11 protein-coding genes are annotated in these 12,144 nt (G+C 70.8%); 4 read left to right on the forward strand and 7 right to left on the reverse strand.

Annotation, left to right across the window (positions count from 1 at the left end; genetic code table 11):
• Nucleotides 1-65: 65 nt before the first annotated feature.
• From ABT08_RS03845 to ABT08_RS03865, 5 genes are all read right to left on the reverse strand, one after another.
• A complete protein-coding gene (locus ABT08_RS03845; RefSeq protein ID WP_288114047.1) occupies nucleotides 66-602 on the reverse strand; it encodes a GNAT family N-acetyltransferase in 537 nt (178 codons plus the stop codon).
• The gene (gene cydC / locus ABT08_RS03850; RefSeq protein ID WP_288114049.1) at nucleotides 599-2,311 is read right to left on the reverse strand and encodes a thiol reductant ABC exporter subunit CydC; all 1,713 of its coding nucleotides are present in this window, start codon (nucleotides 2,309-2,311) and stop codon (nucleotides 599-601) included. The genes ABT08_RS03845 and cydC overlap by 4 nt, the downstream gene beginning before the upstream one ends.
• Nucleotides 2,308-3,972, reverse strand: coding sequence for a thiol reductant ABC exporter subunit CydD (gene cydD, locus ABT08_RS03855; RefSeq protein WP_288114050.1), 1,665 nt, complete (start codon nucleotides 3,970-3,972; stop codon nucleotides 2,308-2,310). Before cydD ends, cydC begins: the two co-directional genes overlap by 4 nt.
• Before the next feature lie 127 nt (nucleotides 3,973-4,099).
• A complete protein-coding gene (gene cydB / locus ABT08_RS03860) occupies nucleotides 4,100-5,131 on the reverse strand; it encodes a cytochrome d ubiquinol oxidase subunit II (RefSeq protein WP_045247298.1) in 1,032 nt (343 codons plus the stop codon).
• A gap of 18 nt (nucleotides 5,132-5,149) precedes the next feature.
• Entirely contained in the window at nucleotides 5,150-6,595 is a 1,446-nt protein-coding gene (locus ABT08_RS03865) for a cytochrome ubiquinol oxidase subunit I (RefSeq protein ID WP_056207512.1), read from the reverse strand.
• Between the two features lie 190 nt (nucleotides 6,596-6,785).
• Here ABT08_RS03865 and moaA point away from each other — a divergent pair, with 190 nt between their 5' ends.
• Entirely contained in the window at nucleotides 6,786-7,781 is a 996-nt protein-coding gene (moaA, locus tag ABT08_RS03870; protein ID WP_288114051.1) for a GTP 3',8-cyclase MoaA, read from the forward strand.
• A gap of 24 nt (nucleotides 7,782-7,805) precedes the next feature.
• Here moaA and ABT08_RS03875 read toward each other — a convergent pair whose 3' ends face one another.
• The gene (locus ABT08_RS03875) at nucleotides 7,806-8,408 is read right to left on the reverse strand and encodes a helix-turn-helix transcriptional regulator (protein ID WP_288114052.1); all 603 of its coding nucleotides are present in this window, start codon (nucleotides 8,406-8,408) and stop codon (nucleotides 7,806-7,808) included.
• A gap of 51 nt (nucleotides 8,409-8,459) precedes the next feature.
• Between ABT08_RS03875 and ABT08_RS03880 the strand changes: the two genes are divergently transcribed.
• Complete coding sequence (locus tag ABT08_RS03880; protein WP_056519435.1) at nucleotides 8,460-9,386, forward strand: diacylglycerol/lipid kinase family protein; 927 nt, start codon at nucleotides 8,460-8,462, stop codon at nucleotides 9,384-9,386.
• A 77-nt stretch (nucleotides 9,387-9,463) separates the two neighbouring features.
• On the opposite strand, the gene ABT08_RS03885 is transcribed toward ABT08_RS03880, so the two are convergent.
• Entirely contained in the window at nucleotides 9,464-10,030 is a 567-nt protein-coding gene (locus ABT08_RS03885; RefSeq protein WP_056207506.1) for a cysteine hydrolase family protein, read from the reverse strand.
• 60 nt (nucleotides 10,031-10,090) lie between these two features.
• Here ABT08_RS03885 and ABT08_RS03890 point away from each other — a divergent pair, with 60 nt between their 5' ends.
• Both ABT08_RS03890 and ABT08_RS03895 read left to right on the forward strand, forming a co-directional pair.
• Nucleotides 10,091-10,528, forward strand: coding sequence for a MarR family winged helix-turn-helix transcriptional regulator (locus tag ABT08_RS03890; RefSeq protein WP_056207504.1), 438 nt, complete (start codon nucleotides 10,091-10,093; stop codon nucleotides 10,526-10,528).
• Nucleotides 10,525-12,144 (forward strand): MFS transporter (locus ABT08_RS03895; RefSeq protein ID WP_288114053.1); only part of this gene is annotated, 1,620 nt, incomplete at its 3' end. The genes ABT08_RS03890 and ABT08_RS03895, both read left to right, overlap by 4 nt.

Genomic DNA, 12,144 nt, shown 5'->3' on the forward strand with positions numbered 1-12,144 from the left:
GATGAGCTTCGTTTATAGCAGTCCCGGCCGAGCGACTCTGTGACGTCCGTCGGGCCGCGGCATCCTCACTCGAAGCGGATGACGCGCCGGCGTTCGATGAGCGGCGGGGCCTCGGCGAGAGAAGATTGCTCGCTCTTGACGGCGCCGTCCTCGATCCACCCGTGCCGTTCGTAGAAGCCGGCCGCGCGTTCGTTGCGGTCGAGCACCCACAGGGATGCCTCGGCGAACCCCGACGAACGCAGTGATGCCGTGGCCGCGGTGAGGAGCTCATGCCCGACGCCGGCCGACCAGAGCGAGGGGTGCACGTAGATCGCGTGCAGCTCGCCGGTGCCGGGTCGGTCGTCGTCGCGGCAGGCGCCGACGGCCGCCCATCCGACGATCACTCCGTTCTGCTCTGCGACGAATTGAGCGGCGCCGGCAGCTGCGGTGTTCTCGAGCCAGAGCTCGGCGCGCCGGTGCCCCTCGCGTTCGGGGTCGAGCGCCGCGAGGATCCGGTCGTCGATGAGTCCGTCATAGGCGACGCGCCAGGTGTCCACGCGCACGCGGGCGATGCCCCAGGCGTCCTCGCGGCGGGCTTCGCGCACGCTGACGAGGTCGCTCATGCGGTCATCCTGCCCGCGACGATGCGCACCTCGCGATCGATGAGGTGAGCGGGCACGGCGACGTGCGAGACGAGCACGACGGCGTGGTCGTCGCCGACAGCGGTGAGCAGGTCGTCGAGGAGCGCGTCGGATGCCGCGGGGTCGACCCCCGCGGTGGGCTCGTCGAGCACCAGCACCGCGAAGTCGGCGAGGAGGGCGCGTGCCAGCGCGAGACGTTGCGCCTGCCCGCCCGAGGCGAGTGCACCGCGTTCGCCCAGTCGTGAGTCGAGGCCGCCGCGGTCGCGTGCCCAGTCCTCGAGGCCGACCCGACCGAGCGCCGCCCACAGATGCGCGTCGGAGGCGCCGTCGTCGGCGAACAGCAGGTTCTGCCGGATCGACTCGTCGAACAGGTACGGGTTCTGCTCGACGAGGCCGATCGTGCGTCGCAGGTCATCGCCGGCGAGCGTGGACGCTTCGCGTCCGCCGATGGTGAACGAGCCGCTGTAGTCGAGGAAGCGCACCAGCACGTGGGCGAGGGTCGTCTTTCCCGCACCGCTCGGGCCGGTCACGAGAACCCGCTCGCCGGGCGCGACATCGAGGCTGACGTCGACGAGTCGGCCCGCGTCGTCGGCCTCATCGCGGACACCCGCGCGCTGCGGCCAGGCCGCGCTCATGCCGCGCAGCGAGAGTCCCGTGCCGAGCGGCGGCGCCTCGCCGGTCGGGGCGGGCTCGTCGCGCACGAGCTCGGCCGGGATCTCTGCCGGCACGGTGTCGGCGATGCGCTGGGCCGCGCCGCGCACCTGCCGCCAGGACGCGAGGGCGAGCGGCACGGGACCGAACACCTCGAAGATCGCCATGGGCATGAGCACGATGAGCGCGAGCCAGGGCCCGTCGAGGCTTCCGCCCGCGAATGCGGGCTGCGCCGACAGCAGCACCAGCAGCGAGGCGAGGCCCGCCACCAGCGACACCGCTCCGCTCGTCGCGCCCTGTGCCGTCGCGCGGCGCACTGTCGCGCGACGCAGCGCCTCATCGGCGATGCGCACCCGAGCGGATGCCGCAGCCTGGGCGCCGTACGCCTGGAGGACGTCGAGCGCCCCGAGCTCGTCCACGAGCGCGTCGGAGAGTCGTGAGCGCAGCGGGGCGAGTGAGCGCTCGGCGCGCGCGCCGAGCGCGGCCCCCACCCAGACCGCGAGAGCGAACGCGAGCACGAGGCATCCGAGCAGCACGGCCGCGGCCGGAAGGGAGACGAACGCCACGAACACGACACTCGCGAGGCTCGTGGTCGCGGCGACGACGAGGGGCAGCACGACGCGCAGCGGCAGGTTCTGCAGCTCCTCGACATCGTCGACGAGGTTCGACAGCAGGGCGCCGCGGCGGGCGCCGCCGAGGCCGTCGGGGGCCAGGGGCACGAGGCGTCGCACCAGCCCGGCACGCACCCGCGCGAGCTGCCCGAGGGTCGCGTCATGACTCGTGAGGCGCTCGCCGTAACGGAACACGCCGCGCCCGATCGCGAACGCGCGCACTGCGACGACGACCGCCGAGATGAAGATGACGCTCGGCTGCTCCGCGGCGCGGGTGATGAGCCATCCGCTCGCTGCCAGCAGCGCGATCGAGCTGATGGCGGTGCCGAACCCCGTGAGCACGGCGGGGGAGAAGCGGCGGGCGGACGGTTGCGCGTCGCGCAGGATGCGCGCGGTCTCGGCGGTGCGCGGGTCGCTGACGGTGCTCACTGTGGCACCTCCGCAGGCAGCACGAGAACGGATGCCACGGCCACACGGCGGTCTGCGATCGCCCGCGCGCTCGGGCGGTGGGAGACCAGCAGCACGCCGGCGCCGGCATCGGCGGCAGCCCGCACCGACGCCCACACCTGAGCTTCCGTGTCCGTGTCGAGGGCGCTCGTGGGCTCGTCGAGCACGAGCACCCGGGCGTCGGTCGCACGCAGCCGGTACAGGGCGCGCGCCAACGCGACGCGCTGAGCCTGTCCGCCCGAGAGCCCCGCCCCGCCGGCGCCCAGCACGATGCCCGCGTCGACATCGCCCGCCGCGGCATCGGTGAGGCATCGGGCGACGAGCACGGCATCGGGGGTATCGGCGCCAAGCGCCACATTCTCCGCCACGGTTCCCGAGAGCAGCCCGGCGCGCTGGGGCATCCACGCGATGGCCGCGCGCGCGCCGCCGCTGATCTCGCCCTCCGCGTGGGCGAAGCCGAGCAGTGCCGCGATGACGCTCGACTTCCCCGCCCCGCTGGCACCCTCGAGCAGCACGACCTCGCCCGCGCGCACGTCGAGGTCGATCGGACCGATCATCCGCTCGCCGCGCGGAACCCGCAGCCCGCGCGCCGTCAGAAGCGCACCCCCCTCCGCCGTGGGGGCGGTGACGGCGCGCGTCCGACCGCCCTGAGCGCGCGCGGCGTCGAGCACCGCGAAGATGCCGGATGTCGCGGCCATCCCCTCGGCGGAAGCGTGGAACTGCGCACCCACCTGCCGCAGCGGCAGATACGCCTCGGGGGCCAGGAGCAGGGCGAACAGGCCCACGAGCAGCACCATCTCACCGTCGAGGAGCCGGAAGCCGATCGTCACCGCGACGATGGCGACCGAGATGGATGCGAGGAACTCGAGCGCGAAACCCGAGAGGAACGACACCCGCAGGACCGACATCGTCTCGTGCTTGTAGCGCCCGGTCACCTCGTCGATACTGTCGGCGGCACGGTGCTGACGGCCGAAGATCTTGAGCGTGCCGAGTCCCTGCACGGTGTCGGCGAACCGGGTCGCGAGGGTGGTGAGCGTGTCGAACTGCCGGCGCTGCACTGCGCCGGTCGCGAGACCGATGAGCACCATGAAGATCGGGATGAGCGGCATCGTGAGCACGACGATCACCGCCGACAGCGGGTCGGCCAGCAGGATCGCCACGATGACGATCGGCATGGTGATCGCCGTCGCCACCAGCTGCGGGAGGTAGCGCCCGAAGTAGGCGTCGAGCGCCTCGAGTCCGTGCCCGGCGGTCACCGCCAACGCGGTGGTGCTGCGCTGCGACAACCACGTGGGACCGAGCTTCTCGACGGCGGCGATGAGGGCGGCGCGCAGCTGGAGCGACGCGCGCGCGGCCCCTGCCGCCGACACCCGCTCCGACGCCGCGATCAACACCCCGCGCACCAGCACGAGCGCTGCACCCGCCGCGACGAGCGACAGCAGCTCGCCGACCGGCGCACCGCCGATCGCGCCGGTGAGCGCGCGGGAGACCACCCATGCGAACCCCACGATCACACCGCTCTGCGCCAGCACGATCGCCGCTTGCACCGCGAGGAACCCGCGGGTCGCGCGCGCGTACCGCAGCAGACGCGGATCCAGGGGTCCCCGCCGCACGGGGGGATCGGCCGGGCCGTCGGGGGTCACGTCTTCGATCCTGCCTCATGCGCCCGGACGGCACCTGCGAGCGCCGCCGGGCAAAACCACCTCGCCCACGACGACGGATGCCGCGGCCCGGGGAGGGGCCGCGGCATCCGCGTGGGTGAGGTCTCGGTCAGTGTGCCGATGCCGCCGCCTTCTCGATGAAGCTGCGGGTGACGCGCTTGCGGAAGACCCAGTACGTCCAGCCCTGGTAGAGCAGCACGAGCGGCAGGAAGATGAACGCCGCCCAGGTCATGATCGTCAACGTGTACGGCGTGCTCGACGCGTTCTCGATCGTGAGGGTGCCCGCCGGGTCGGTGGTGGAGGGCATCACGTTCGGGAAGAGCGAGAACCACAGGGTCAGCACCGCGAACGCGACGGTCAATACGCCGAACGTGAAGGCCCAGCCCTGCTTGTCGCGAAGGTTCGCCAGGATCGACGCGATGAGGGCGACCGCGGCGATCGCGGCGGCGGCGATCGCGAACCCGAGCGCCGGGGCACCCTTCGAGGCGGCCATGACGATCGTCCAGATGAGGAACGCCGCCGCGACCACGACCGTGACCACACCCGCCTTGGTGGCGAGGCGCTTCGCGTCGGTGTGCACCTGACCGTCGGTCTTCAGGGCAACGAAGTAGAGACCGTGGGTGAAGAAGACGAGCACGAGGGTGACCCCGCCGAGCAGCCCGTAGGGGTTGAGCAGCGTCAGAAGCGACCCGGTGAAGTTGTGGTCGGCATCCAGCGGCACCCCCTGCACGATGTTGGCGACCGCGACGCCCCACAGGAGCGCGGGGAGCACGGAGCCGATCACGATGAGGGTGTCGAAGCGCCGCTTCCACTTCTCGGATGCCCCGCGGTGCCGGTACTCGAACGAGACGCCGCGCAGGATCAGCGAGAGCAGGATCAGCAGCAGCGCGAGGTAGAAGCCGCTGAACAGGGTGGCGTACCACTCCGGGAAGGCGGCGAACAGGCACGCGCCCGCCACGATCAGCCAGGTCTCGTTGAGGTCCCAGACGGGGCCGATCGTGTTGATCACCTGGCGACGGGAGATGTCGTCCTTGCCGAGGAAGGGCAGGGACATGCCCACGCCGAAGTCGAAGCCGTCGAGCACGAAGTAGCCGACGAAGAGCACTCCGACGATCCAGAACCAGAGGTATGAGAGGTCCATGATGATGTTCCTTTCCGCTCAGTAGACCGTCGTGGGGATGTGGATGTCGTCGGCGTCGGCCTCGCGCTTCTCGCCGCCCTCGAACTCACCGGACTTGCCCCCGAGGATCGGGAACGGGCCGGCCTTCGCGGTCTTGACGATGAGGCGGAACTCGACGACCGCGAGCGCGGCATAGATCGCGGTGAAGGCGATCAGCGAGATCAGTACCGTCCAGCCCGGCACATTGGGCGAGACGCCGTTCGCGGTTCTCATCAGGCCGAACACGATCCAGGGCTGCCGTCCCATCTCGGTGAAGATCCAGCCGACGAGGCTGCCGAATAGCGGCAGCGGCGCGCTCCAGATCGCGACCTTCCACGCCCACGTCGGGACGGGCCGCTTCGCGTTCTTGCGCGTGAGCCAGAGGCCGACAGCCGAGATCACGGCCGCGAGTCCGCCGAAGCCGATCATCCAGCGGAACGACCAGTAGGTGATCCAGATGGTGGGCGTGTAGTCGCCGGGGCCCCACTGCGTCGTGTACTGGGCCTGCAGGTCGTTGATGCCCTGCACGCACGCTGTGAAGTCGTGCTCGGAGAGGAACGCGAGCAGGTACGGCACGCGCAGCGACCAGATCTCCTGGGTGCCGTCTGGTGTGCCGAGCGAGAAGATGGAGAACGAGGCATTCGCCCCGCAGGCCGTGTTGTACAGCGCTTCGGCGGAGGCCATCTTCATGGGCTGGGTCGCCACCATCTGGAGGCCCAGCAGATCGCCCGCGATGAACACGCCGACGAACGAGGCGATCATGAACCAGAGCCCGAACCGCAGTGCCGGACGCATGATGTCGATGTGCTGCTTGCGCGACAGGTGCCACGCGGCGACGGCGATCACGACGCCGGCCGCGAACATGAACGACGCGAACATCGTGTGCGGGAAGGTCGCGAGAGCCACTCTGTTGGTGACCACTGCGAAGAAGTCGGTCATCTCGGCGCGCTTGCCGTCGGCGGACATCGTGTAGCCGACCGGGTTCTGCATCCACGCGTTGGCCGCGAGGATGATGTACGCCGAGATGCTGGCGCCCGCCCACGCGATCCAGATCGTCGCGAGGTGCAGCTTCTTCGGCAGGCGGTCCCAGCCGAAGATCCAGAGCCCGAGGAACGTCGCCTCGAGGAAGAACGCGAGCAGACCCTCGAACGCGAGCGGGGCGCCGAAGACGTCGCCCACGAAGCGCGAGTAGTCCGACCAGTTCATGCCGAACTGGAACTCCTGCACGATGCCGGTGACGACGCCCATCGCGAAGTTGATGAGGAACAGGCTTCCGAACAGTCGGGTCAGCTGCAGCCACCGCACGTTGCCGGTGCGCACCCAGGTCGTCTGGAAGATGGCGACGACCAGGCCCATGCCCAGCGTCAGCGGAACGAAGAGGAAGTGGTAGAGCGTCGTGAGCCCGAATTGCCAGCGGGCCAGTGCGAGCGGATCGAGAAGATCCATGGAAAGTCGCCTCCTACAGAGGGTGCACAGCGCGTCGGCGTGGCCGGCGGAGCCGTGTCTCGGCTCACTAAGGAGTCTCCCAGCTTGCTCCCGTGAGGCCCGTGGAGTTTCGCCGTGAATAATTGATCCTTTGGCCCGCGCTCGGGGCCGATCGCGTCCCGGGTGGATGCCGCGGCATTAGCCTCGAGACATGATCGCGCCGCTCGTCGACACCCACGGCCGGGTGCACAGCGACCTGCGGATCTCCCTGACCGACCGCTGCTCGCTGCGCTGCACCTACTGCATGCCGGAGCAGGGCAACGAGTGGCTCGCGCGCGAGAGCATCCTCACCGTGGACGAGATCGTGCAGGTGGCGACGGTGGCCGTCGCCGCCGGCGTGAACACCTTGCGCCTGACGGGCGGGGAGCCGCTGCTGCGCCGCGACCTCGCGGAGATCGTCTCCCGCCTGTCGGTGCTCGAAGGGCCCGGGGGACCGGTCGAAGTCGCGATGACGACGAACGGCATCGGGCTCGACCGGCGTCTCCCCGAGCTCATCGACGCCGGGCTTGCCCGCGTCAACATCTCGCTCGACACCCTTCGCCGCGATCGCTTCGCCGCCCTCACTCGTCGAGACCGCCTCGACGAGGTGCTCGCGGGCGTGCGGGGGGCGGCGGCATCCGCTCTCGCCCCGGTGAAGCTGAACGCCGTCGCCATGCGGGGCGTCAACGACGACGAGCTGGTCGAGCTGGTGGAGTTCGCGCTCTCGATCCGGGCTGAGCTGCGTTTCATCGAGCAGATGCCTCTGGATGTCTCGCACACGTGGGACCGCGCGCAGCTGGTCACCCGCGAGGAGATCCTCGCCGCGCTCGGTGAGCGCTGGCGGCTCGTGCCGGCGGGCGAGCGCGAGCACGCCCCCGCTGAGCGCTTCCTGCTCGATGGCGGTCCGGCATCGGTCGGGGTCATCGCCTCCGTGACTGCGCCGTTCTGCGCGGGGTGCGACCGACTGCGACTGACCGCCGACGGTCAGCTGCGCAACTGCCTGTTCTCGCGGTCAGAGTACGACCTCGTGCCCGTGCTGCGCGGCGGCGCGGTCGGAGACATCGACGAGGTGCTGCGCGCGTGCGTCGCGGGAAAGCGGCGTTCGCACGGCATCGACGAACCCGGGTTCGTGCAGCCGCAGCGCGGGATGAACGCGATCGGCGGCTGACGGCCGCGTGCGGGTGCGCCGACCTCAGCGGGTCAGGTGCACGACGCAGTCGTGCGGGTTGCACGTCGGGGCCATGCCCTCGACCCGCAGCGGTCCCCGTGCCTGCGCGAGGACGCCGTCCATGAGGTTGAGGTGCACGGCGCACAGCACGGAGCGGTTTCCGCTCTCCGAGCCCGAGTGTGGGCACGGGCTCAGGTCGACGGTGAGCTGGTGCTGGTCGACGACCGGGTCGAAGCCGGCGTCGCCGAGGTCCTCCACGAGCGCGTCGAGCTGGTGCACGGCGTCGTTCTCGAGGGCGTGATCGTCGGTCCAGGGCATGACGCGCCGCATCAGGTCGCCGCGCTCGGCAGCGTCGCGCGCCTTGCGGGCGGCGATCGGGCTCCAGTCCTGCACGCCATCGGCGGCCGAGTAGAGCACGCGAGGGCGGCCGCGCGTCGTGCGCTTCTCGACCTCGGGCACGACGTACCCGCCGTCGATCAGCCGCTGCACGTGCTCGCGCACCGTGTTCGGATGCAGGCCCGTGATCTCACACAGGTCGCTGATGGTGCGCTGGGGGCTCTCCTGCAGCAGGTGCAGGATGCGCACGCGCGAAAAGCTGGAGATCGCCGAGTATCCGGGGCGGGGCATGGCACGTATTATCCGCCTCCCGTCGGTGATTTGACCAGACAGAATGGGCGTGTGACCCCCGCGCGCATCGGAATCGTGTTCAATCCCAGCAAGATCGAGCGCGAGCAGCTCGAGAAGTCGCTCGCCGCGGTCGGTGTGACGGATGCCTCGTGGTTCGAGACGACTCCGGATGACCCGGGTCAGGGGCCCGCCCGCGCGGCGCTCGCCGACGGCTGCACGCTGGTGATCGCCGCCGGCGGCGACGGCACCGTTCGAGCTGTCGCGGAGGTGCTCGCGGGTACGGACACCGAGCTCGCCATCGTGCCGCGGGGGACCGGGAACCTGCTGGCGCGCAACCTCGGGGTGCCGCTCGGCAGCGTGAAGGCTGCGCTCACCCGGGCCGTCGAGGCATCTGCCCGGCAGATCGACCTCGGCTGGGTCGACATCGACCGTGACGGAGCGATCGAGACCCACGGGTTCGTCGTGATGGTGGGCTTCGGACTCGATGCCCACATGCTCGCCGAGACCAGCGACGACCTGAAGAAGCGCGCCGGATGGCTCGCCTACGTGGAGGCGATGGGCCGTGCGATCTCGGCGACGGAGCTGGTCGGGGTGACGGCGGTCGTCGACGGTGGGGAGGCGGTCGAGGCATCCGCCCACACCGTGCTGATCGGCAACTGCGGCACCATCCAGGGCGGAATCACCTTGTTGCCTGACGCGGCACCCGATGACGGCACGCTCGACCTCCTCGCCGTCAGCGCGACCGGCATGCTCGAGTGGGCGGCGAACCTGAAGACCGTGGTGTGGGACAACGGTCTGCGTCGCGTGTTCGGGGGTTCCGACGACGCCGTGAGCACGGAGACGATGCGTCACGTGCAGGCGACCCGCATCGAGATCACCCTCGCCGAGCCGCGCGCCTTCGAGATCGACGGTGAGGAGATCGGGGACGTCACCCGCTTCACCGCCCGAATCGATGCGGGTGTGTTGCGCGTGCGCTGAGAGGGCGCCTCGACGTCACCCGCTTCGCCGCCCGCATCGACCCTGGTGTGCTGCGCGCGCGCTGATCGCGCCCGTGCTCACTCCAGGCCGGCGGCCCATTCGGCTGCGGTGACGACGGTGCCCTGGCGGGGGAAGACGCGGGTGAGTAGCAGGTCGGAGAGCTCGGGGTCGCCGTCGCCGCTCGCGTCGGAGAGCACGGTGAGGCCGTAGTCGAGGTCGAACGCCTGGCGGAAGGTCGAGAGCACGACCCCGCTGGTCGAGATGCCCGCGAGCACGAGGTGCGTGACGCCCTGCCCACGCAGCAGCACGTCGAGGTCGCTGCCGGTGAAGGCGCTGTAGCGGCGCTTGGTGACGATGGGCTCGCTCGGCAGTGGTGCGAGCTCGGCGATGATCTGCGTCGCGGGGCTCTGCTCCGTGAGCGCGTCGCCGGCGGCGGCGGCGAGGGCGGTGAAGGCGACGTTGCTCTGCGGCACCTCGGGGAAGCCGGGCCGGAATGCGACGCGCACGAAGAACACCGGGATGCCCTGGCTGCGGGCCGCGTCGAGGGCGGTGCGTGCGGCGGCGAAGATCTCGGGGCTCCCGCCGCGGGCGACGATCGCGGGCTGGAAGTCCATCAGCAGGAGGGCGGGGCGTGAGGTCGTCATGACCACACGATAAACAGGCGAAACTGGTCAGGTCAAACTGATCAGGCTAGACTGTCGAATATGACTGCGCACTCCGCCTCCGCCGTGACCGCCGCCCAGGACATCCGGGTCGCGTTCGGTCGGCTGCGGCGGCGCATGCAGGAGGTCGCCACGGACGACGACATCACGCCCAGCCAGGCATCTGTCATCGTGCGGCTCAGCAAGGGAGAGGCCGCGACTGCCGCCGGTCTCGCCCAGCTCGAGGGCATCCGTCCGCAGTCGATGGCCGCGACGCTCGTGGCGCTCGAGCAGCGCGGACTCATCTCGCGTACCCCCGACCCGACCGACGGCAGACGGCAGGTCGTGACTTTGACCGCCGCCGGGGCCGAGGTCGAGGAGGGCAACCGCGCCGCCCGCGGCGAGTGGATCGTCGGACGACTCGACGAGGTCTGCACCGAGCAGGAACGCCAGCTGCTGATCCGCGCCGCGGCCGTGCTCGACCGGGTCGCCGACCGGTGACCGGCGCCGTCGCCGCACCCGCCGGGCGGCGTCGCCCGCCGGCCGACCGCTTCGACCGTCGGCTGCTGCCGTCGATGATGCTCGGTGCGATCCTCAACCCCATCAACTCGTCGATCATCGCCGTCGCGCTCGTGCCCATCGCGCTGGCCTTCGGCGCCCCCGCGGCCCAGACAGCCTGGCTCGTCTCGGCGCTCTACGTCGCCACGGCGATCGGTCAGCCGGTCGTCGGTCGCCTCGTCGACAGGTTCGGCCCCCGGCCGGTCTACCTCGTGGGCGTCTCGCTCACCGGCATCGCCGGGATCATCGGCATGCTTGCGCCCGCCCTCTGGGTGCTCGTCGTGGCGCGGGTCATCCTCGGATTCGGCACCTGCGCCGGATACCCGTCGGCCATGTCGCTGATCCGACGCGAGAGCGACCGCGCCGGCATCGCCTCGCCCGCCGGTGTGCTGACGGTGCTCTCCGTCTCGACGCAGACGGTCGCCGTCATCGGGCCCACCCTCGGCGGGCTGCTGATCGGCCTCGGCGGGTGGCGGGCGACGTTCGCGGTCAACATCCCCCTCTCCCTCGCGTGCCTCGTGCTCGGAGCCGTCACGCTGCCCCGCGAGCCGCGCAGAGCGGATGCCGCGTCGCAGCGCCGCCCGTTCGACCTGCTCGGCATCGCACTGTTCACGGCCACCCTCGTGACGCTGCTGTTCTTCCTCATGGCGCCGGCGGTCTCGACGCTGTGGCTGCTCGGGGTCGCGGTGGCCGCGGCATGCCTGTTCGCCTGGCGCGAGCTGCGCGCACGCGAACCGTTCATCGACGTGCGGGTGTTCGCCGGGAACGTGCCGCTCATCGTGACGTTCGGGCGCGCGGTGCTCGCCGCGGTCGTGTCGTACGCGTTCCTCTACGGGTACACCCAGTGGCTCGAGGACGACCGCGGGCTCGACCCGACCGCGACGGGTCTGCTGCTGCTGCCGACGTTCGTGGTCGGCATCGCGGTGGCTTCGCTCACCGGGCGGCGCGCCGAGGTGCGCGCGAAGCTGATCGTGGGCGCCGCGGCGCAGCTCGTCGCGTGCGGCATGCTGCTGTTCGCGACGAGCGCGAGCCCGCTCTGGTATCTCGCTGCGATCGGCGTCATCATCGGCATCCCGCAGGGCCTGGTGAACCTCGCCGTGCAGAACGCCCTGTTCCACCAGGCCGACCCCGTCCGCATCGGAGCATCGTCGGGGCTGCTGCGCACGTTCATGTATCTCGGGGCGATCCTCGCGGCTGCGGCATCCGGGCTCTTCTTCCCGGTGCGTGCGGATGACGCGGGGCTGCGCGGGCTCGCGACGGTCATGGTCGTCGCCGCGCTCGTGCTCCTTGCGAGCGCCGTCGCGGACCGCTCGCTGGGGAGCGTGGACCGCCTCGCCCGCGGCGCAGCGTGCCGCTCGGCGAGCACACGGCTCGCGCATAGGGTGCGGGCAGAACTTGCGCAGACGCTAACGACAGAGTGGGTTTTCGTGCGTGCCGTTGCCCCCCCTGACCGCGTTCCGCGGGTGCGGCTGCGGCGGCTGCTGACCGAGCCGTGGCCCGTGTGGGCCGCCGTGCTGGTGATGACGGCGGCGTCGGCGGTGTTGATGGTGTGGAACCTC

The sequence above is a fragment of the Microbacterium sp. SCN 71-21 genome (assembly GCF_001725695.1).
Classification (GTDB): Bacteria; Actinomycetota; Actinomycetes; order Actinomycetales; family Microbacteriaceae; genus Microbacterium; species Microbacterium ginsengisoli.